Here is a 22,363-nt window from a genome sequence, read left to right as displayed (position 1 = left end):
GCTTACCACCCCTCCTCAGCTTCAGGTGAACCATTGATTTTCTCATTCATCCGCTTCTGATCACGATGAACCGTTGAAGGACGATTGATCATTTTCCACCACGGTGCACGAATAACAATATCCTTGGTATCCGTCTTGCTATAGGGGCTGAGACCTGACAGATAAGGTACTCCAAAAGAAGTCATTTGCGTGAGATGTACCGAGATCAGCACCAGTCCGAACACAATGCCATACAAGCCAAGCGCCCCGGCAAGCATCATAATGGGAAATCGCAGTAAACGAACCGTAATGGCAAAGTTAAAACGAGGGATTGTAAACGACGCAATCCCTGTCATTGATACGATAATAACCATGGGAGCGGAAACGATCCCCGCCTGAACGGCTGCCTGCCCAATCACAAGTGCCCCCAGAATACTGACGGCCTGACCTACCGTTTTGGGTAACCTGACCCCCGCTTCTCGCAAAGCCTCGAACGACAGCTCCATAATGAGGGCTTCAACCAGCGCAGGGAATGGAATGGCCTCCCTTGCCCCGGCAATACTCAGGATCAGCGTGGTTGGCAACATATCCTGATGGAAGGTTGTAATGGCGATATAAAGTGCAGGCAGAAATAGCGCGATAGCTACAAACAAAAACCGAATCCACCGCACCAGATTACTGATAAAGAACCGTTCGTAATAATCCTCACTCGCCTGAAGCATCTGCCACATGGTTACTGGGGCTATAAGGACAAACGGGCTGCCATCCACAAAGATGGCAAATCGCCCTTCCAGCAAGTTACCTGCAACTGTATCTGGACGTTCGGTATAATGCATCTGCGGAAAAGGGGAATACGGATGATCCTCTATTAATTCCTCAATATACCCGGACTCAAGAATCCCATCGATCTTAATCTTGTTGAGGCGTTTTTTGACATCCTTAATCAGCTTGGGGTCGGCAATATCATCGATGTAGGACAGGACTATATTGGTTTTGGTCTCGGTTCCAATCGTCATGCTTAACATCTTAAGCCCAGGTGTTTTCAGCTTGAAACGAAGCAGAGCTGTGTTCACGCGCAATGTTTCGGTGAAGCCTTCGCGTGGCCCGCGGATAACCGACTCGGTCTGGGGTTCCTCGACGCCGCGCCGCATGCCGCCCTTGACGTTGAATAGCCAAGCCTCCTTGCTTCCGTTGATCAACAGCAGCGCAGAGGATTCCAGCACACCATCCGCTGCGTCTGCCCAGGTATCCACTTTCTTCACCTGCGTCAAGGCGATACGTGTATCATCCAGAGGAGCCGCAGGTTCATCAGTTCGTTGCTCGACTAGACCACGAATCAGAGGACGAAGCATATGATCCTGAATATCCGTCGAATTCACGATGCCCTCGATGTACACCAGCAGTCCTTCTACTTCAGTTGAAATCTTGACATTGCGGAAGATCACATCTGAACAATCCGAGAATATATCTTCCAGTGCCAACATATGGCTTTCATTTGAAAGGCCTATCGGTTGTCTCAAAATGGGGGGAGACGGCAGCCCTAAGGGGATGTGTTTCTTCTTTTCTGAATCCCCGGAACCATCTTTCCCTGATGTTTTGTCCGCCATATGTCGCCCTCCGTTCCTGTTTTTTATACAAGGTAGCTTGTGCCAGATCACACGGAATTATGTGGTCTTTTTGTAAAAATTCCAATGGCTTCTTCAATTCAGGCAACAAAAAAAGGCCTCTGTATGGATAACAGAGACCTGTGGGGCCTAATTAAAAGTTTGAATCAATCTTCATTCACTTAATTGATGCTCTTGTCCACTTCTTTAATCATTTCTTGAATGGATTCCAAACCACCACCGGACAAGTACCAGTAATCCGGGTCGAGATAAACAATGTGTCCGTCTTTATAGGCATTCGTATTTTTGACCAAATCGTTCTCGATCACCTGTTTGGCTGGAGTTGCCTCACCACTGCCTGCAACTACCGCACTCCGATCTACCACGAATAGATAATCCGGATTTTTCTCCATAACATATTCGAAAGAAACGCTCTGACCATGGGTGGACACTTCAATATTTACATCTGCGGGAGTAAAACCGAACACATCATGTATGATACCAAATCGGGAACCTGCACCATAAGCGCTCAATTTACCTTCGTTCGTCAGAACAACCAGTGCATTCTTTCCAGCAGCCGTTACTTTATCTTTTAAAGTTTTAACAGAGGTATCAATTGATGCCAGTGCCGCTTCTGCTTCTTTTTCTTTACCAAAGATCTCTCCAAGCGTCTTCACATTTGAAGTCATAGAGTTCATATAATCTTCTGTATCTACCGCCATATAAATGGTCGGTGCAATCTTGCTCAGCTCTTCATATGAGTCTTGCAGTCGTCCTGAGATGATAATCAGGTCAGGCTTCATGGCATTTACTTTCTCAAAATCAGCCTCTTTTAAACCGCCAACATTGGTGTACTTTGCATCGTTATACTTTTCCAGATAAGAGGGAACTCCCTCCTGAGGTACACCGGCAACCTCTACCCCAAGCTGATCCAATGAATCCAGCACACCATAGTCGAACACAACCACTTTTTCCGGATTCTTCTTCACTGTTGTTTCACCAAGTTTATGTTTAATGACGATTTCATCATTGGACTGATCTGCTGCTGCATTCGCTTCTGATCCTGTGCCACTGCTGGCACCTGTATTTTCTGCTGTCTTACTTCCACCGCAAGCTGCCAGAACAACGGACAACACCACAAGCAACGTAAACAACCAACCCTTTTTCATTAATAGACACCTCTCGCTCTCTCTATATTTGTTTTACTTCTTTAAGCAAAATACACACAAATCTTACGCCCATCAATCCATTGAACAGGGATGTGCATGTCATATACTTTCTGTAATACATCCGTATTAATGATGTCCTCCGTTTTACCTTCCTGCACGACACGCCCATCTTTGAGTGCAACGATATAGTCTGAGTAACAGGAGGCAAAATTGATGTCATGAATGACAATAACAATTGTCTTCCCCAGTTCATCCACCATTTTGCGAAGCACCTTCATAATCTGCACGGAATGTTTCATGTCCAAATTATTCAATGGTTCATCTAGGAGAATATACTCGGTGTTCTGCGCGATAACCATGGCAATGTAAGCCCGCTGCCGCTGTCCACCGCTTAGCTCATCCAAATACTTTTTGCGGAATGGAGCCAGCTCCATATAATCGATGGCTTCCTGAATCCACTGCCGATCCTCTGCCGTGAGTCTTCCTTGCGAATAAGGAAAACGGCCAAAAGCCACAAGATCCTCCACAGTCAACCTGATATTTATGTGATTAGATTGTTTGAGTACTGATATTTTTTTCGACAGATCCTTGTTCTTCCAGCCTTCAATCTCTTGCCCTTCGATCAGGACTTGTCCGGTATCCTTGCTGATTAGTCTGGTGATCATGGATAACAATGTGCTTTTGCCTGCACCATTGGGACCGATAAATGAAGTAATTTTCCCTTTGGCAATATTCAGTGATACGTCATCCACTACCCGGACGCCGCCGTATTGTTTGGTTACATTTCTGACTTCTACCACGACTTATTCTCCTTTAGCAGTAAATAGATGAAGTACACACCGCCTACAAAATTGATAATGACACTTACTGTAGTAGCAAAAGTAAATACCCGCTCCACAATGAGCTGTCCACCGACCAATGAAACCACGGCTATAATGACTGAACCCCAGATCAGCACTTTATGACGGTGTGTCCGGAATATCTGATGCGCCAGATTCACGACCAGAAGTCCCAGGAACATAATTGGGCCGACCAGCGCTGTGGAGATCGACACCAGAACCATCACAACCAGCAGCAACCTTTTCACGATGTATTGGTAGTCCACGCCAAGATTAACCGCGTGATCTTTACCGAGGGACAATACATCAAGATATTTGGTAAACCTCTGTGCATATAGCAGGATCAAAATAATGGCCACCATTGAGATGATCAGCAGATCGGTATTCACATTGTTAAAACTCGCAAACATTTTGCCTTGCAGCACAAGGAACTCATTGGGATCAATCAGCACCTCCATGAAGGAAGACATGCTTTGAAACAGCGTTCCCAAAATAAGGCCAACGAGCAGCAGCAAATAGATATTGCGTCCCCGTTCTCTACGGAACATGAACTGATGCAGGAGTAGAGCAAACAGACTCATTAACAGGACAGATACGGCAAAGTTAAGATTTTTGTTCACAAAGCTGATATGCGTGCTCCCAAACACAAACACGGCAAAGGTCTGAAACAACATATACAGGGAGTCGAGCCCCATAATGCCAGGTGTAAGAATTCGGTTGTTGGTTATCGTTTGGAAAATGGCAGTGGAGTACGCGATGCAGGCACCTGTGAGCACAATGGCAAGAATCTTTTTCCCTCTGCGAGGCAGAATATAATCCCAGTTGCCCCCGGATTGAATGACCAGAAATACACCAATCAACAACACTGCCGCTGCAATCAAAATGCCAAACTTCCAGGTATTCGCCGTATACTTCATTCTCATGATTCATAAGCCTTTCTTCGAAGCAATAAATACAGAAACAGCACGCTACCTACAACTCCCACAGTCAAACTGATGGAGAGCTGATAAGGATAAATAATCAATTGGCCCAAAATATCGCAGACCAGAACAAAAATCGCACCGAGTACTGCCGTATGAGGCAATGTATCCCGCAAGTTGTCACCCTTATACAATGTCACAATATTCGGTACTACAAGACCCAGAAAAGGAATTGTACCTACGGTAATAATAACGACGGCTGAAACCATGGCAACCAGAATCAGTCCGAGATTAACCACCTTTCGATAAGCCAGTCCAAGGTTAGTTGAGAAATCTTCCCCCATACCCGCAAGTGTAAAGCGATTAGCGAACAGATATACGATAATGAGCAACGGAATACTAATATAGATCAGTTCATAGCGTCCCTTCATAATCGTGGAGAAGTCACCTTGCAACCAGGACGACATGTTCTGGATTAAATCGTTCTTGTAAGCAAAAAAAGTCGTGATTGAGCTTACAATATTGCCAAACATCAAACCAAGGAGAGCGATGTATATCGTATCCTTGAATTTGACTTTCTCCAGTATCCGCATAAAGATTAGCGTTCCAGCCAGTGCGAAGGCAAAAGCGACCAGCATTTTTTGCAGTGAAGAAGCACCAGGGAACCACATCAAAGTAACAAGGATACCCAATCGGGCTGAGTCCATTGTTCCGGCCGTTGTCGGAGAAACAAAACGGTTGCGTGTCAGCTGCTGCATGATCAGTCCAATGACACTCATACTGATACCTGCGACAAGGATGCTGATTAGACGGGGAAAACGACTGACTTGTAACACCTGAAGCTGGACTGGGGTCAAATGAAATATATCCATGGGTGAAATGTCTGAATTGCCAATAAACAGGTATACGATAGACAAAAAAGCCAGTACGATCAACATATAGCCTAACTTCATCTCTCTACTAATCCCCTCACCAATAGCCGTAAAACACTTGTAGCTGCTCTACTTAGTACGATTTGATATTGATACTCATTATCAATTATAGTGATTATATCGATATTAATTTCGTCATGTCAACCTTCCTCTGCTTTTCTTTTCCTAAATTTCATAAAACAACCTGAAACACATATAATTCATTTTTAATTGTATATAAGGAAAAAGACCCTCCTATTGGAAGGCCTTATTACTGATTCGGTTAGTCGGCAAAATAATCCTCAGGAACATAGCGGATCTCAGATTCCGCATATATGGTCAACGTATGGCGTTCTTCATCATACTGCACCCGATCTCCCTGAACGTAATACCAGTGCTTCACAAGGGGCTGATCCTTACGCTGTACAAAGCGGAACACATTGAGCTCCTGTCTACGCTCCATAATGCTGTCCACCACCTGTTGTTCCAGACCCGTAACGGTAAAAATAAATCCAGTGCCCTCTCTTTGATAGCGATAGGACATCGAATCGGTTTTGCTGTTCACCAGCCCTTGCCCAGTCACTGCATGCTTAACCATGAACCATTCCTGTTGCGTCATTAAAGTACATCCTCCTTTGATCTTGGAGTTTCATTCCATTTCGGTAACCTAGGGCAGATCGATCAACATATAGAAAGCGTCCTCGCTTGTATCCAGATTCATGGATGTCGTCTGTTCCACACGAGCCGTGTCCCCTTCATTTAACTGATGCTCTCCGTTCAAGCCGAGCTTGCCTTCAATGGCAAAAATGTACATGCGGCGATCTTCTGCCTGTTCATATGATAATGTCTGGCCTGCAGCCAGTCGGCCAAGATAGATGGTCATATCCTGATGAATGGATGCGATACGTGCCCCACCTTCAGGGGATACCACGGGTACAAGTGCTCCCGCGAGTGCGTCTGGATCAAAAGAAGTCGTCTCATAAGACGGCTCAAGCCCTTTCGTATGTGGCATGAACCAGAGCTGTAATATACGCACATCTTCAGAATCGGAGGCATTGTGTTCGGTATGGATCATGCCACTGCCTGCTGACATGCGCTGAATTCCACCAAATGATGTAACAGCCACATTGCCCAGGTTATCTTCATGACGCAACTTGCCGTTCAGCACGATGGACACAATCTCCATATCACTATGCGGGTGTGCCCCAAAACCACGACCAGGGGCAATCACATCGTCGTTGGCAACTCGCATGGGTCCAAACGTAGTATTCTCCGGGTCCTGGTATTCACCAAAGGAAAAGCTGTGATTGCCGCGCAGCCAGCCCCGGTCGAAGCTGGAGCGGGAATCGGATGGAATGACGTTAATCATAAAGCGCGCCCTCCTACATTTTCTCTTATTTTTTCTTAGTAGCATACTTATTCTCATTGTACCAAATCGATGGGCTTGTCGTCCAAAACAAAAAGACTTCTCCCGGTTCGAACGGTGCACACGTATAATCACGTGTATTCCGGACTAGCGAGAAAAGGCCTCTTGCAGGATATACCTGCTTGAATGAAATTATTATCCATCCCTATTGGATGGTGATAAACCTGTTATGCACTCACATTCTGACGAGCGTTCCCTTGTCTGGAGAAGAAATGATCCACCGCCAGGAAACGGCTGCCTGTGAAGAGTAGTGTCAACGAACCCGCCAGCAACAGGTAATCAAACTCGGTACCACTCATGAACGGCTCTCCCACTTTGGCAGTAAGCAGAACCCCACCCATCACTACGATGAACAATGCAGCAAATACACGTGTTCCCAAGCCCAGAATCATGGCTGCACCACCCACCAGCTCAATGATTGCTACAACCGATGCCAGAAAACCAGGAATGCCGATACTTTCAAAGAAACCGACTGTACCGCTAATTCCACCTTCGAATTTGCTCCAACCATGTAATACAAAGATGAGACCAATCATGATCCTTGAAAAAAACAAACCAATCTCCACACTTCTATTCATATTCATCTTCCTCCTTGGAGTTTAAGTTCAACGTTACATTTCACCCAATTGACCAAACAAACAAGACAGACAACAGCAGGATCACTGTGGCAGAAATGAATACCGCATAGCGGGGAAGCGTCAGTGAAACATCCTGTTCCGGGTCTAATAGACGGGAAATACGTACATTCACCGAAGTATCGGCAAAAGACGATTGAATAGCTGTCTCTCTAATTCTCCAAGGTTCAGGGCAAGCCCGGATCAATTTGAGCAGTGCACTACCAATGCCCGCGGCGTTCCCTGTAAGTTCAATTGCTTCATTGTCAGCCAGTATTTCTCTAATGATATTGTAATGTTTTGAAGTATGCTTCAACACCGGAATATAAGGCATCATCACGGCAAATACCGACAATAATGTCGTCTTGAGTGGATCACGATGCCACAGATGGTGCACTTCATGATACACAACCGCTCTTTCTTCTTCAGCATCCAGCATCGTGAGCAGCCCTGTGGAAAGCACAATACAAGGTTTCCAGAGACCAATCGTAAATGCCACCGGTGACGGTTTGTCCACCACAATGAATCCAGGTTGTTTCAGATGACGGTACCGCGCCTGAAGGTCCTGAGACATGGCTCTATCTTCCATTGACCGAAGCTTCCTTACCGCAGCACGTGTCTTAATCATCCGATCGAACAGCAACCAGCCTGTACCTGCAAAAGTCAGGAGCACCAGTGCCATAAGAACATGCCCTACGGATAACCACCCCAGCCTGCTCATCCAGTGATTACATAGCCAGAGCAGATTAAACGGAATGTCCCAACCGAATATTTTGTACATCGCGTACATGAACATCTGCATGAACACGAATAACGGAATGCCAAACCCGACGGTAAACAGCAGCTTCGAGCGGGCCTTCCACATGTCAATCGCTATCCTTTTTCCATTGCTTAATCTTCTGCTCCAGACGCTCAATCAACCCTGCATCTGCTTCATCCAGCGCATCCAGCATGTGATTCACAGCAAGTACCCCGAATTCATCCACCAACTCATGTGACAATTCCTTGGATTGGTCGTTCATAAACTCCTCCCTGCTCTGTACCGGATGGTACAGTGACGTTCGGCCCTTCTGCGACTTGTGGAGCAGCTCCTTGTCCACGAGGCGATTCATCACCGTCATGACTGTATTGAAATTAACGTCTTTATCTTTTTCTAGTGCGGTTTGTACTTCGCGAATGCTGCTACCTGGACGCGCCCATAAAATGTCCATAATCTTCGCCTCCAGCGGACCGAAAAACCGGTTCAGCCCACGCTCACCCACTTTAAAATTGTGTATTCTCATGTTCAGACACCCCTCACACTACCCATTGTAGTGCCAACAAACGAGAAGTCAACCTCTATGTCAGCTATTTATTGTAAATGATTTGTAAATATGTTTTCCATTTCAGAACATTATTTTGCACAATATCTGCTTATCGTTAAAAAAAGCCTAAAGACCGGGCAAGTCTGCTATTCTGCAGTCCTGCCCGGTCTAATTCATAAATCGATTATTCATTTCTGAAATAATGATGAAATCCGTGTTTTATTTGCGATCCTGTGAGGGCATAAATGCGGAAATATCCACACCAAGTCCATGAGCCAAACGACCACCGAGCTGTCCATCTGCCTGGAAGAAATGGCATAAAGCACGAAGCTGGGTCTGTTCTGGTACTGCCTTCAAGTCATTGATCAGGTTATCGAGCAAATGTTGCTGCTCTACCGCCGTGAATGAACGGAACAATTCCCCTGACTGCGTATAGTTATCGGTCTTCTCAATTTTCTCACGCGTAACATGACCCTGTAACGGAGCTTGACTGTCACGATATTCAGGTACTTCCTCCGGGCTGTTGCCCGAGCTGTTCGGTTCATAGTTTACCGGAGACGGGTCCTGATTCACATTCATCAATCCATCACGCTGATGATTGCGAACCGGAGCATAAGGGCAGTTCACCGGAATCTGCAAATAGTTCGGTCCGAGCCGGTGGCGCTGTGTATCCGGATAGGAGAACAGACGACCTTGCAGCAATTTATCTTCGGAAGGCTCGATTCCAGGCACCAAAGCGCTTGGTGAAAAGGCTGCTTGCTCTACTTCTGCGAAGAAGTTTTGTGGATTTCGGTTCAATGTCATGGTTCCGATCGTCTGGAACGGCAGTACATCTTCCGGCCAAGTCTTGGTTGGGTCGAGCGGATCGAAGGCGAAATCATCCATCTGCTCCGGTTTCAGCAATTGTACCTGCAGCTTCCACTGCGGGTATTGCCCGTTTTTGATATGCTCGTGTAAATCCCGGGTGGCATGGTTGAAATCCTGCCCTTGTACCTCAGCTGCCTCTTGACGTGAGAAGCCTCGTACTCCTTGAGCCGATTCCCACTTGTACTTCACATAATGGACTTGCCCTTGAGCATTAATCCATTTGAAGGCGTGTACGCCGAATCCATCCATTTCACGGTAACTTGCTGGCGTACCCAGATCGGAGAACAACCAGGTCATCATATGAGTTGACTCGGGTGATAGTGTCATGAAGTCCCAGTAACGCGCAGGGTCCTGTATATTCGTGTCCGGCGCAGGCTTCAGGGAATGAACCATATCCGGGAACTTCATCGCATCACGAATGAAAAAGACGGGCAAATGGTTACCCACAATATCATAGTTCCCTTCACGGGTGTAGAACTTCACGGCAAATCCACGTGGATCACGCGCTGTCTCCGGTGAACCCGTACCGTGAATTACCGTGGAGAACCGCACCATTACATCCGTCTCTGTGCCCGGGTCTTGTAAGAAATCGGCTGTCGTATAAGCCTTCATGCTCTTCTCCAGCGTAAATACGCCATGTGCACCGGCACCTCTTGCATGAACGACCCTTTCCGGAATACGCTCACGGTCAAAGTGTGCGATCTTCTCAAGCAGATGATAATCCTCAAGTAATGTGGGGCCTCTTCTTCCTGCGGTACGGGAGTTTTGGTTGTCACCTACGGGTGCGCCCTGATTGGTTGTCATGCGTTCTGTCATATCGTTATCCTCCTCATGTTGGTCTCATGCCAGCTGTATATACTCTATTAAAATCATATTCGCCATCGGTTTAAATATACATTTAGACTTGATCTAACTGTTAAATTGATTCTAACATGTCCCACTCGCCCCTTGCATGAGGTTCGTATGAGATTAAGATGAGTTTCTTGTTCGTTTCATGAATGAAATATGAACATCAACTTGGAGTAAGATGATCATTGATCCATTTCGCTTGGCTTGATCTACTCTATCTAGTGGATATACCCGCATACGAGTGACATGAAGAGCATAATGTGTCCACAAAAAAAAGCGGACTAATCCGCCAGGCGGTAGCCCACTCCTCTTACCGTTACTATATATTGAGGCGACGCTGCGTTATCGCCAAGTTTTTTGCGCAAGCTTTTGATATGAACATCCACCACATTGCTTCCACCCGTAAAATCAGTCTCCCAGATATCGCTGAGCATCTCCTCACGGGAAATCACTGCACCTTTGGCATCAATCAGCTTCAGCAGCAGATCATACTCTGTCTTGGTCAAATGAATGCGATCATTATTGCGATGCACGCTCATCCGCTCTCGGTCCAGCCATAAATCCTTGAAACCGATGCGTTGGCCTTCCTGAGGTAGAAATCCACGTTTCGGTGCTGCAGGACTATTGCCGATCATGCGTTGCACACGATACAACGCTTCCTGTGGGCGGGCCGGCCAGACCAGTAATTCCTCCTGAAGCATCGGGCCACTGGCACTGCCAATCATCTTCTCCCCCACCAGATACAGACATGGTGTTGCATGTTCCGCTTCACGATTCAATCGGCTGCTGATGCCGGCAAAAGCATCAATGGTTCCAGCAACAGACAGGTCATAGATCAACAGATCAAATACAAGCCGTTCATGCAAATCAGGCTCCCAGCGGTGGAACACCAGCACATCGAAGCAGCTATCCGTAAGTGCCTTGACCAGTTCATGTACTTGCCCGGGCATCGGACTGATCAGAATGACCCTTCTCGTGACCGGGCAATTATCCACAAGGGGAGTTGAATCCGCAAGGGCAGGCTTGACCCGGAGCGGTAAACGACGACCGGACAGGTTGATTTTCACTTGACCCGTTTGTTTCTGCATTCCGCGCAGACACCTCCAAAGACCACATGAGCGTGATCAATCGCATACCCGGTTTCCTCCGCGACTTGCTTCATCCATTGCGGAGGAACTTCCGTCATGACTTCATCCACCTTGCCGCATACTTCACACATAATATGTTGATGATCGTCCATGCGGGCATCATAACGACTGGCTGTCTCGCCCAACTTGAGCTCTCGAATCAATTCTTTATCCGTTAAATATCGGAGCGAATTATATACCGTACCATAAGCCAAATTATAACCCTGCTCCACCAGACGGTTCATCACTTCTGCTGCCGTTGGATGGTCTTCGGAATGACGGACTACATCGTAAACGGCTTGACGCTGTATCGTCAGATTTAGAGTTCTCACCAGCAATTCTCCTTTATTCACCCATTCAATAGTATATAAGATGACACAGCAATCTACTGATTGCTATGATTCCCTGAAACATCAAAATCAATTTTGATTTAGATTAAGTATAAATCTCATTGTATAATGAAGTCAATATCCGACTATTTTATTCATGAATAGTGATAGCCAAACCTTCTTCTACGGATCCGTTGCCCCCCACTTGGGATAATATGGTTCGCTACTATACTGCTTTTCAGCTAAAATATAGTAATGTGCGCTAAAGGAGGGATGCTGGTTGCTAAGCACGTTTTTCGTCAATCTCTGTGTCATGATCACGTTCATGTATGTGTCCGGAATCATAGCCAAATTCTATCGTATCCGCGTGCCCTTTCCCTCGATGCGTGTTCAGATGATCAGTAGTCTGCTGTTCGGGATCTATGGAACGGTACTGATGAATTATTCCTTTCCTTTAAATGAAACTACCATTGTGGATTTGCGTCATTTGGCTATCGTCACAGCAGCCGTATATTTAGGAGGACTGGCTTCAGTCATCTCGGGACTCGTCATTTCCATCCTGCGTATTGTCATATTTGGAATGTCATCAGCTGCCATCGATGCAGCATTCGTCATGACGATCATCGGACTGTCCGGTGTATATTTCGCCTATGCTCCATGGTCGAGATTAACCAAGATTATTACCATGAACCTGCTGGGTATGACGCTGATCTTTGTTATCCTGATGCTGAATACAACCAGCGTGAATTCATTAATGAAAGTATATCCATTACAGATGACCATTTCCTTTGTCGGTGGAATCTTTATTTATTTCATCGCAGAATTCATTAATAAATCCAATGAGATGTTGTTCCTGCTCGAACGAAAAGCGACCACCGACCATCTTACTAACCTCAGTAATCGCAGACAATTTGAGAAATCACTCGAGTTGGAACTGGAACGGGCACGTGAGTACAAGCAAAAACTATCGCTCTTGGTCATCGACATCGACCGGTTCAAAAAAGTAAATGATACCTTCGGTCATACTTCAGGTGATGCGGTCCTGAAACAGCTCGGACAATTGCTCATTGAGCATGCCCGCTCTGCGGATATCGTCTCTCGAAACGGAGGCGAGGAATTCGCTATACTGCTGCTCGATTGTGGTCATCACCAAGCCATGGCCATTGCCGAGTCAATCAGACAATCGGTCGAGAAGTACCATTTCGCCCTGCCTGATGGCAATACGATCCGGCTGACCATCTCAATCGGAGTCGCTGTTTTTCCAGATCACTGCGACGACCGGGATGATAACGATTTCTTTGAACAGGCAGACCGTGCGTTATATGAAGCCAAGAATACGGGCCGGAACCGAGTCTGTGCCATTCCGCTGCGTTCCATCACACTCTCCGGCGGCCAAAACCCATTCTAATCTCAAACCAAAAAGGGATGTCCTCATAGCCTATCAGGCTAGCCAGGACATCCCTTTCTTATCTCACCATTTTGCATCATCAAACCAACTCGCTTACAAGTACAAAAGCAACCTGTGGGGTTGAGTTTGCCTCAAGCTAATATTTGTTCGATTTCTTCAACGATGGCAGCGTCCAGCTTCACACCGGAGGCAGCTGCGTTCTCTTTCACCTGCTCAGGGCGGCTTGCCCCTACGAGCGCACTGGACACGTTATTTTGACGCAGAATCCACGCCAGAGCCAATTGGCCGACCTTCAGGTCCAGCTTGTCCGCCACTTCAATCAACTGGCGAACCTTGCCGATCCGGTCAGCGTTAATTTTCCCTTCATCCCAGCCCAGCTTCGCTGCCCGGCTGTTCTCAGGAATATCGGACACCGAAGTGTATTTTCCGGTCAACAACCCTTGTGCCAGCGGAGAGTAGACGACTTGTCCAATACCTTTGCGCTCACCCAGTGGGATGATTTCATTTTCAATATAACGGTCAAACATATTGTATACCGGCTGGTTCACCACAATATGGTCCAGCAACAGGCGGTCAGCGGTACCCAGCGCAGCTTCCATCTGTGCTGCGGTCCATTGACTAACACCTACGTAGAGCACCTTGCCTTGACGCACCAGATCGTCCAGTGCTCGCAGTGTCTCTTCAATCGGTGTTTCGGTATGATAGCGATGGCAATAATATATGTCTACATAATCAACACCCAGCCGTTGCAAGCTGGCTTCGCATTGTTCCTTAATATGTTTACGTGATAACCCTTGGTCATTTGGACCGTCACCCATTTTGCCAAAAACCTTGGTTGCAAGAACATAGGAATCACGGGAATACGCTTTCAACGTCTGCCCCAGCAGTTCTTCTGCTGCACCCCGCTCGTACACATTGGCTGTATCAAAAAAGTTGATGCCTTCATCGAATGCGGCTTCAATTGATTTCACCGCGTTTTCACGTTCCACATATCCTCCGTATGTCAGCCAGCTACCCAGGCTGATCTCGCTTACTTTCAGTCCGCTTCCACCCAATCTACGGTATTCCATTGAATGCACATCCTCCTCTAAACTGATTAATGATGAAGTTCCCTTTCTATTGTATCGTATTCGGCTCGGATTAAAAGGGCTTTGGAGAAGAATTTGGGAAATAGATAGGGATGCATATGAAAAGCTCCGCTAAATGAGCGGAGCCACGATACGCGTCAAATATTACCTAGTCACCACATTTTTATGAATGGACGCTAGTTTTTTAATTAGCTGTTACGATAAATTGTTCCCATGCTCCGCCCACAGCGTTACGATTGGCGTACAGCACGCCTCCGTTATTCAGATCCGCACTGACATATTTACCATTCGCCACGGATTTAAAGGCAACCAGTCCCCCACCCAGATCTTCACGGGTAAACTTCTCCCATGTGGATGGACACGTGGCCGAGGCGATCAAACGCCCTTCATTATTCAGATCGGCTTGCACATATTTAATATTGCTCATCGACAGGAAGGATACTGTTCCATCTGAATTCTGGATGATTTTGAACCGCTCCCAATGTCCGGCAGTATCCCGATTGGCTACCAGTGCATCTGCACCGCCATTCTCTGCGCTGACAAATGTGCCGTTGGCGTTGGCTTTGAGACTGGACCATGTCTCTGTAAACGGAGCCGTTCCCGTATGTTTCTTGACCACATTCTGGAACGAGGTATTAGAGGCAAAATTCGCCGTTGTGAATTTGCTCCATTTTGAAGCAATCGTTGCCGCGCTGTCCGTATTCAGGTTAGGTGCCGGGTTGTTATTATTATTGTAATAGCCCCAAGTTCCGCCCCCTTTGACCTTATAACTCCAGTTCGTCCAAGAAGCATTCAGTGCATTCAGACCAGATAACCACTTCTCGGTCAGATCATCCTGACCAAACGAGAACTCGCCCGCTAACACCGGAACGTTCCAATTCTTCTGATAGGACGCCATATCCTTCAGCCAGCGATCCATCTCCGAATTGGTCAAATCCCAGTTGTTATAATCCGTGAATTGATAATGGTGTGTCTGATACATCACATTCGTCCAGCCATAAGTCGTTGGTGGTGAAGCTGCCCACCAGTCGAAGAATGCCGCGATGATGATCATGTGGTCGGCATCCTTGGCACGGACGGCTTTGTACATCCGGTCATAGAAATCCATCTTTTGCTTGATTTGAGCTGCATTTTCACCCGTTCCCATGGTTACGAGAGGTTCATTGAGTAAGTCGTACGCGGCAACGGTTGGATTACCTTTGTAACGTGTTGCCATCCGTTCCCAGATCTGAATAGTCCAGTTCTGGTATGTAGAGTTGGTCCACAGTTGGTTGGAATTCTCCTGACCGCAGGAATGCCATGGACAGGCTGCTCCCGGTGCACCGTGCAGATCGAGAATCACATACAGATTCCGTTTGCCCGCTTCATCAATTAGCCAATCCAACTTGCGGAACGTAACCGAATCAGGCTTCATGACACCACTGGTGTTCATAAAATCCTCCCAATAGATCGGCACACGCACAACGTTCATGCCCCAGTTCTTGATGTTATCCAGATCACCAGCCTGAATCCAGTTGTCCTGATATCCATTGATCAGGTTCTGTGCACCCGATTCTCCAAAACGATTCGTCAACGTGCGACGCAGTGTGTATTCATCTACCGCCCCGGAGGGCGTCATCCATTCTTCCTGCAGCAGCCAGCCACCCAAATTTGTTCCACGCAGGTTTACCACGTTGCCTGTACCCGAATTATTGCGGACAACCGTCCCGTTAGCCTTCAGGAAATCCCCTGATCCAAAAGCCGCACTTGCCTTCGGTGAACCTACGGCCGAAGCCAGCAGTCCGAGCAGCAGACAGCTGCACAATAGCATGATGGTGCTCTTCTTCAACATGTTGACGCCTCCCTTAAATGGTCATATCTTGAGGTATGACTGAACCAGGATGCAGCACTCACGACGGGTAACGGTAATGCTATAGAAACAGCGGGTATACGAGTGGTACGATCCATAGATGGCCCCGCTATTTATCACAACCAGAGGAATGAAATCGATATTACGTATAGGTGGAATTTATTAATCATTCTGATTCCAAATTTGTGAAATCGATTACATTATATTGATTATGAATACCTTTATTCCTCCACTATCCCCAATTATTGTTTCAATCGGTTATAACTTGTAATCGTTTTCAATTGGAATTATAATGAATTTGAATTAATTGTCAATCACTTATTTGGAGTTGTGAAGAATATGGATGTCAAAATCATTGATGTAGCTGCCATTGCAGGTGTGTCCCCGGCAACCGTATCGCGGGTCATTAATCAACACAGTAAAGTAAGCACCAAGACCAAAGATAAGGTGATGCGCGCCATCGAGCAATTGGGATATCACCCCAACGCAGCAGCCAAGAACCTTCGTTCACAGAGAACCATGACGATTGGCGTCATCGTTCCGGATATCAACAACTCCTATTATGCTGAAATTATCAAAGGCATTGAGAACATCGCCTACGCCCGTCATTACAAGGTCATTATATGTGATGCCCATAACCTGAAAGAGCGAGAAGTCGATTATCTCAATTTGCTGCTGGATCGGACTATTGACGGTGTCATCATCATCACTCCCATGCTGGCGGATGAGGAATTATTCCAGCTTGCGGATAAAGGATATCGCATTGGCATCGTTGGCAAATATATCGAACATGATCAGATCCCGTGTATATACACGGACAACGTAAAATTCTCTCAGGAAGTTGTTCAGCATCTCGTTGAGGCCGGACATCGAAATATCGTTTTCTTAAACGGTTATCCTGAAGCGATCGACAGCTATGAGCGGCTTGAAGGCTATTTGAAGGCCTTGCGCAATCATCAGATTCCATTCCGTCCCGAACTCATCGAGAATGGGAACTTCAACGAGGAAGGCGGGTACGAGGCTATCAAAAGACTGTTTAACAAAGGCCTGTCCTTCTCCGCTGTATATGCGGCTAATGATGAAATGGCTCTAGGCGTATACAAGGCATGCACGGAATACGGAATACGCATTCCCGAGCAATTGGCTATCGTAGGTGTGGACAACAATCGAATCAGCAAATACATTCATCCTACGCTAAGTTCGGTGAACCAGCCCAAGTATACAATGGGGGCCATTCTTATGGAGAAGATGATTGACACGATGAATACGAATGATTTTCAGGACAAACGTGTATTTAAAGTCGACTCGGAGCTGCTTGTTCGAGGGTCCTCTTCCTTCAAAATAACAAAATAGCGCACCCGTGACAGGTGCGCCTAGTTTAATTTATTTTCTTATGTTCTTAATGCACAATGATGCTTAACGCATTCAACAAATCAGCCTGCTTCACCGGCTTGGTCAGGACCGCATCGAAGACTTCCGCTTCATGTGAATCGATATGCATGCCATACGGAATCAGCACTATGACCGGTGAATCTGTAACCAGGCGCTTCAGCTTGTGTACAAAATCCACAGCACCGCCCTCCAGCAGTCCCATATCCACAACGACCACATCAGGCTTAAAGCCCTTCTGAATCCAGTCGTACGCTTCGGTCGTAACCGGGGTCATATGCACATCCATCTCCCATCTGCGCATCAGGGAAGAGGCCCCTTGCAGAATGTCAGGGTCCTTTGCAAGCAGCACCTTTTTGCCCTTCAGTCGATGCTGAATATTGGCAAGCTGAGGCAGTTCCCAATGTCTGCGGAGCGGCAGGCAGATCTCGAATTCTGTCTCCTTCTCCCCCATGCCATGCACCTGAATACGGCCGTTCATAAGGATGGCAAGGTTTTGGCTGACCGCCAAACCGAGATTGGTTCCAACCAGCTTCTGTGTACTTATATTTCCGTCCAAATTGTTAATTGATCTAAGCTTATTATCCGAAGACAACATGCGTCCGGTGTATTTCACTTGGAGTTGAAGGATACCCGCATCCTCTGCATCTCCACCATCTACGGTTGCCGTAACCAATACCGAACCTGTCCGTGTTGAATCTAGCGCATACTGAATGACATGGGCCAATAGTTGCCCGATCTTGATTTCATCTCCGACGAAAACCTGGGACACATTCAGATCAAGGTTCAATCCCAGCTCAATGTTCTTGCTCAGCGCCAGTCCCGCATAGAGATAAACGGTATTCTCAATCGTGGCTACCAGATCAAATGGATCATCGTGTACGACCGTTTTGCCTGCGTCATTGACGTTAAAACTCATCATATTATTCAACAGGGAGAGCAGTATGTTACCGCTGGTTTCAATCATATTCACATACTCTGTCTGCTCGTCTGACATATCTGGTGTACGCATCAGGTCGGTTAATCCCAGAATGCCGTTCAGGGGATTACGAATCTCGTGGCTCATCAGCGACAGCATCTGCGTCTTGGTCATTGCCTCAGACTCCGCACGTTCCTTCTCTGCCTGCAATTGCTCTTGTAATTGCTCCGAATCACTCAGCTTCTGTTCCTGAACTTGAAGCGTATCTTCCAGATCCACGACATACCCGAGAAAAACGGCCATCGCTTGCAGTGTTTTCATATCCGTTTCACTGATCACATAATCAGGGTCATCCATCAGACAGATCGTGCCGAACGTTTCCCCGGACCTCCGCATAATGGGAATCCCCACAAAGAAACGATTGCCCAGTCCGCTTGTAACGTCCATTGATTTCGTAAGGGGATGTTCACATGTATCCGTGATGATCAGACCGCTGCCCTTATCTCTTAATACCAAGCTGCAATATGACGCTTCAAATGGAAGTTCACTACCTTTGGCAATCAACTCTTCCTCGCGGTTAAAAGCCTCCATAATAACATTGGTCACGCCATCATTCGTAGCAACAAAGATGGTGTTCACCTTTAATATACCGCTTAATACATCTACAATGTGGGATGCGGCTTCCTGTATATTTTCATAGAAGCCCCTTGTAATGCCTACCGTTCCCATGATTCACCCCTCTTGTCTTAGCTGCACTTCAAATCCGTATTCCACAGTATGATTCAATCGATTAACGAGGGTACAAATGTTCCGAAACAGCTGTCACAAACTATTCATATATGAAGTTTTCTATCCTTTTTTCAAGCATCGTCAACTGAACTTGCACGGTAAATAGAAATTATACGCTTACCCTCCAGCTTTGAAAACCTCTATCATTCAGGGCCATGAATCATGACAGTCGATCAGCCTCTCACATGTGATCATTATCACACCTAAATAACAATATATAGTTTATAAATGGATAAAGAAACTCTACATGTAGTGTTCAATGAATGGGCATTATCCCTATACAATTTCAATTTCATTATTTAGGAGGAACTGATATGAACATGCTTGAGTATGCCTCTCCACCGGCATCCGATCTGCTATCTGACCTGGGAAGACGAATTATTGGTGCTGAAGACGCCGATACGCTGAGGGAGAATGCCAATCTGAACGGAGACTCATTCAGCGGCAAGATGAGCAGGCTCGGTTCGGAGACCGCCAAGTGGCATGCTCTGCGTCATGTGCTGCCTAAGGAGCTCGCTCTAGCTGTGGAGAACGGCGATCTGTATGTACACGATCTGGATCAGTATGCCCTTGGAACGACCAACTGTATCTTTATTCCGTTTGACCGACTGCTGGCCTCCGGATTCAATACCGGCAACGGTTCGGTTCGTACACCACAGACGATTATGTCTGCCATGGCACTGGTGGCCATTATTTTTCAATCCCAGCAAAACAGCCAGTACGGCGGGGTATCCGCCAATAAAATCGACTGGGATCTCGCACCTTATGTGAAGCGTTCGTTCCGTAAGCATTACCGGAAGGGACAACGACTGTTTGGGGAGATTGCCTCAATTGAGGATGAGCAACTGCATCTGGATAGCGATGAAGCAAAGGAGAAGTGTCCTCGAGCCTTTTCCTTTGCCTATGAAGAAACAGGAATGGAGACCGAACAGGCTGCGGAGTCCCTGATCCATAACCTGAACACCATGAGCAGTCGTGCTGGCGGACAGATTCCGTTCACTTCGCTGAACTACGGACTGTGTACTTCAGCCGAAGGTCGGCTCGTATCCCGGTCGTTGCTGGAAGCGACCATTCGTGGACTCGGTAACGGGGAAACTCCCGTGTTCCCACAGCATATTTTCCAGTGCAAGCAAGGAATTAACCAATCTGAGGGAGATCCGAATTACGATTTGTTCCGCCTTGCTGTGATCTGCTCCTCACGGCGCATGTATCCGAATTTTGTCAATGTGGATGCTTCCTTCAACCTGCCCTATTATCAACCGGAAGATCCCGATACGATCATTGCGACGATGGGATGCCGGACACGCACACTGGCTGATCGCTTCGGACGCAATCGTCAGAGCGGCAAAGGGAATCTGTCCTTTAACACCATCAATCTGGTCAAGCTCGGCATTCGATACGGGATCTGCCAAGGAGCAAGAGCCATCGCTGACCGGGCGGGCTTCTATACGGCGCTGGAATCGGTCATGCACAATGCTACGGATGGACTGCTGCACCGGTATCGAATTCAAACGAACCAGCCTGCCAAAGCATCGGACTTCATGATGCGGGAAGGGGTATGGGAAGGCGGTGAACAATTGGCTCCGAATGAACCGGTGGCCGACCTGTTAAAACATGGTACGTTATCCCTTGGTTTTATCGGACTTGCTGAATGTATGACCGCTCTATATGGCCGTCACCATGGACAAGACCTCCATGTACATCGAGAAGCCTTGAATATCATTCGTACGATGAGAGAGTTCTGCGACCGGATGAGTGAGCAGCATAACCTGAATATCACCTTGTTCGCTACACCCGCCGAAGGCCTGTCCGGCAAATTCACCAAGATTGACCGTGAGCGATACGGCAGCATCGTAGGGGTTAATGACCGGGAATACTACACCAATTCATTTCACATTCCGGTCTATCACACCCTTCCTGCCTATCGCAAGATTGAATTGGAAGCTCCCTTCCACTCATTATGTAATGCCGGAGCGATCTCTTATGTCGAACTCGACGGGAATGTAAGGGCCAATACCGCGGCTTTCCAACGAATCGTGCAATACGCGCTGGCCCAGGACATCGGGTATTTCTCCATTAATCATCCGATTGACCGCTGTCCGTCCTGTGGCTATGAGGGCGTTATTGGAGATGTATGTCCCAGATGTGATGCTCATGAAAACCACGTGCATTTCCAGCGGCTACGCCGGGTGACGGGATATCTGACCGGTGACTATAAAGTGCGCTTCAATGGGGCGAAGCAGGCCGAAGTGAGAGACCGGGTGAAACACCGGTGAATCTGTATGGTTACATCCCGGAATCGGTGAATGAGGGGCCTGGCCTGCGTGCCGTGTTGTTCATCAGCGGATGCCGCCACGCCTGTCCGGGCTGCTTCAGCCCCGGCTCATGGAGCTTCCGTGCAGGCGAACCATTTACGGAGAAGCGGCAGCAACAGATTTTGCATGAAGTGACCTCGCATCCCTTGCTGGAAGGGGTTACGTTATGCGGAGGTGATCCTTTTTTCTCTGCCGCAGAATGTGCCTCCTGGGTTCGGCAGCTTCGGGCTGCTCGGCCTGATCTGACCGTATGGGCCTACACGGGGTTTGTATATGAGGAACTGATTACAGACCCGTCGCGGGCGGAGTTATCCCGGCTATGCGACGTCATTATCGATGGACCTTATATCGCAGCTGAGCGTGATGTGTCTCTTCCTTTTCGTGGCAGTCGTAATCAGCGCATCGTTAATGTGGGTGCAACAATGGCTGGCCAGACAATCGTTACCATGCAGTTAGATGCATGGTAACGATTTTTTTATTTGAGGGGAATTAGCACAGCGTGGGCGATGATTGGGTTCATTTTAAGGAGCCAAATCTGCCAATATATCTAGGATTCATAGAGCACTATTTTATTTCCGATCGGATTAATGATATATATTGCAAGCCCGTAGGTTATCGTCTATGATTGGTAGCATAAGAGCAAGTATACGACGATTGCATCATTATAC

The 22,363-nt window shown here is 47.1% G+C and carries 20 protein-coding genes; 4 read left to right on the top strand and 16 right to left on the bottom strand.

Annotation, left to right across the window (positions count from 1 at the left end):
- Nucleotides 1-2: 2 nt before the first annotated feature.
- The 13 genes from ACDJ58_RS29340 to ACDJ58_RS29280 all read right to left on the bottom strand — a co-directional run bounded on the left by ACDJ58_RS29340 (nucleotide 3) and on the right by ACDJ58_RS29280 (nucleotide 11,941).
- Nucleotides 3-1,463, bottom strand: a complete 1,461-nt coding sequence (locus ACDJ58_RS29340) for a spore germination protein (RefSeq protein WP_413379881.1) — start codon at nucleotides 1,461-1,463, stop codon at nucleotides 3-5.
- 302 nt (nucleotides 1,464-1,765) lie between these two features.
- Nucleotides 1,766-2,752 carry a siderophore ABC transporter substrate-binding protein gene (locus ACDJ58_RS29335; protein ID WP_413374234.1) on the bottom strand — a complete coding sequence of 329 codons (987 nt, stop codon included), beginning with the start codon at nucleotides 2,750-2,752 and terminating at the stop codon, nucleotides 1,766-1,768.
- Between the two features lie 41 nt (nucleotides 2,753-2,793).
- Nucleotides 2,794-3,552, bottom strand: coding sequence for an ABC transporter ATP-binding protein (locus ACDJ58_RS29330; protein WP_063567230.1), 759 nt, complete (start codon nucleotides 3,550-3,552; stop codon nucleotides 2,794-2,796).
- Nucleotides 3,546-4,514, bottom strand: a complete 969-nt coding sequence (locus ACDJ58_RS29325; protein ID WP_413374233.1) for an iron chelate uptake ABC transporter family permease subunit — start codon at nucleotides 4,512-4,514, stop codon at nucleotides 3,546-3,548. Before ACDJ58_RS29325 ends, ACDJ58_RS29330 begins: the two co-directional genes overlap by 7 nt.
- Entirely contained in the window at nucleotides 4,511-5,464 is a 954-nt protein-coding gene (locus ACDJ58_RS29320; protein ID WP_413374232.1) for an ABC transporter permease, read from the bottom strand. The genes ACDJ58_RS29325 and ACDJ58_RS29320 overlap by 4 nt, the downstream gene beginning before the upstream one ends.
- A gap of 241 nt (nucleotides 5,465-5,705) precedes the next feature.
- The gene (locus tag ACDJ58_RS29315; RefSeq protein ID WP_413374231.1) at nucleotides 5,706-6,041 is read right to left on the bottom strand and encodes a hypothetical protein; all 336 of its coding nucleotides are present in this window, start codon (nucleotides 6,039-6,041) and stop codon (nucleotides 5,706-5,708) included.
- A gap of 48 nt (nucleotides 6,042-6,089) precedes the next feature.
- Nucleotides 6,090-6,791: a pirin family protein gene (locus ACDJ58_RS29310; RefSeq protein ID WP_413374230.1), complete on the bottom strand. Its 702-nt coding sequence runs from the start codon at nucleotides 6,789-6,791 to the stop codon at nucleotides 6,090-6,092.
- Between the two features lie 224 nt (nucleotides 6,792-7,015).
- A complete protein-coding gene (locus tag ACDJ58_RS29305) occupies nucleotides 7,016-7,426 on the bottom strand; it encodes a DoxX family protein (RefSeq protein ID WP_413374228.1) in 411 nt (136 codons plus the stop codon).
- A gap of 40 nt (nucleotides 7,427-7,466) precedes the next feature.
- On the bottom strand, nucleotides 7,467-8,327 hold the full coding sequence (locus tag ACDJ58_RS29300; RefSeq protein ID WP_413374227.1) for a M56 family metallopeptidase: 861 nt from the start codon (nucleotides 8,325-8,327) through the stop codon (nucleotides 7,467-7,469).
- A 1-nt stretch (nucleotide 8,328) separates the two neighbouring features.
- A complete protein-coding gene (locus ACDJ58_RS29295; protein ID WP_076287498.1) occupies nucleotides 8,329-8,745 on the bottom strand; it encodes a BlaI/MecI/CopY family transcriptional regulator in 417 nt (138 codons plus the stop codon).
- Nucleotides 8,746-8,985: 240 nt separating this feature from the next.
- On the bottom strand, nucleotides 8,986-10,449 hold the full coding sequence (locus ACDJ58_RS29290; protein ID WP_413374226.1) for a catalase: 1,464 nt from the start codon (nucleotides 10,447-10,449) through the stop codon (nucleotides 8,986-8,988).
- 314 nt (nucleotides 10,450-10,763) lie between these two features.
- Nucleotides 10,764-11,570: a winged-helix domain-containing protein gene (locus tag ACDJ58_RS29285; protein WP_113052988.1), complete on the bottom strand. Its 807-nt coding sequence runs from the start codon at nucleotides 11,568-11,570 to the stop codon at nucleotides 10,764-10,766.
- A complete protein-coding gene (locus tag ACDJ58_RS29280) occupies nucleotides 11,546-11,941 on the bottom strand; it encodes a Fur family transcriptional regulator (protein ID WP_063567221.1) in 396 nt (131 codons plus the stop codon). Before ACDJ58_RS29280 ends, ACDJ58_RS29285 begins: the two co-directional genes overlap by 25 nt.
- A 277-nt stretch (nucleotides 11,942-12,218) precedes the next feature.
- On the opposite strand from ACDJ58_RS29280, the gene ACDJ58_RS29275 reads away from it, so the two are divergent.
- Nucleotides 12,219-13,346: a GGDEF domain-containing protein gene (locus tag ACDJ58_RS29275; protein WP_413374225.1), complete on the top strand. Its 1,128-nt coding sequence runs from the start codon at nucleotides 12,219-12,221 to the stop codon at nucleotides 13,344-13,346.
- A 131-nt stretch (nucleotides 13,347-13,477) separates the two neighbouring features.
- Here the strand turns inward: ACDJ58_RS29275 and ACDJ58_RS29270 are convergent, their stop codons facing one another.
- Together ACDJ58_RS29270 and ACDJ58_RS29265 are read right to left on the bottom strand one after the other, a co-directional pair.
- The gene (locus tag ACDJ58_RS29270) at nucleotides 13,478-14,416 is read right to left on the bottom strand and encodes an aldo/keto reductase family protein (RefSeq protein WP_413374224.1); all 939 of its coding nucleotides are present in this window, start codon (nucleotides 14,414-14,416) and stop codon (nucleotides 13,478-13,480) included.
- 202 nt (nucleotides 14,417-14,618) lie between these two features.
- The gene (locus ACDJ58_RS29265) at nucleotides 14,619-16,265 is read right to left on the bottom strand and encodes a cellulase family glycosylhydrolase (protein ID WP_413374223.1); all 1,647 of its coding nucleotides are present in this window, start codon (nucleotides 16,263-16,265) and stop codon (nucleotides 14,619-14,621) included.
- Nucleotides 16,266-16,622: 357 nt separating this feature from the next.
- On the opposite strand from ACDJ58_RS29265, the gene ACDJ58_RS29260 reads away from it, so the two are divergent.
- Nucleotides 16,623-17,636, top strand: a complete 1,014-nt coding sequence (locus ACDJ58_RS29260; RefSeq protein WP_413374222.1) for a LacI family DNA-binding transcriptional regulator — start codon at nucleotides 16,623-16,625, stop codon at nucleotides 17,634-17,636.
- A gap of 46 nt (nucleotides 17,637-17,682) precedes the next feature.
- On the opposite strand, the gene ACDJ58_RS29255 is transcribed toward ACDJ58_RS29260, so the two are convergent.
- On the bottom strand, nucleotides 17,683-19,320 hold the full coding sequence (locus tag ACDJ58_RS29255; RefSeq protein ID WP_413374221.1) for a histidine kinase dimerization/phospho-acceptor domain-containing protein: 1,638 nt from the start codon (nucleotides 19,318-19,320) through the stop codon (nucleotides 17,683-17,685).
- Between the two features lie 374 nt (nucleotides 19,321-19,694).
- Between ACDJ58_RS29255 and ACDJ58_RS29250 the strand changes: the two genes are divergently transcribed.
- Nucleotides 19,695-21,656: an anaerobic ribonucleoside triphosphate reductase gene (locus ACDJ58_RS29250; RefSeq protein ID WP_413374220.1), complete on the top strand. Its 1,962-nt coding sequence runs from the start codon at nucleotides 19,695-19,697 to the stop codon at nucleotides 21,654-21,656.
- Nucleotides 21,653-22,162, top strand: a complete 510-nt coding sequence (nrdG, locus tag ACDJ58_RS29245) for an anaerobic ribonucleoside-triphosphate reductase activating protein (RefSeq protein ID WP_413374219.1) — start codon at nucleotides 21,653-21,655, stop codon at nucleotides 22,160-22,162. The genes ACDJ58_RS29250 and nrdG overlap by 4 nt, the downstream gene beginning before the upstream one ends.
- The last annotated feature ends 201 nt before the right edge of the window (nucleotides 22,163-22,363 follow it).

Source organism: Paenibacillus taichungensis, from assembly GCF_047302525.1.
Classification (GTDB): domain Bacteria; phylum Bacillota; class Bacilli; order Paenibacillales; family Paenibacillaceae; genus Paenibacillus; species Paenibacillus taichungensis_B.
The sequence above is the reverse complement of the archived record's forward strand: the minus strand, read 5'-3'. Positions and strand labels throughout refer to the sequence as shown.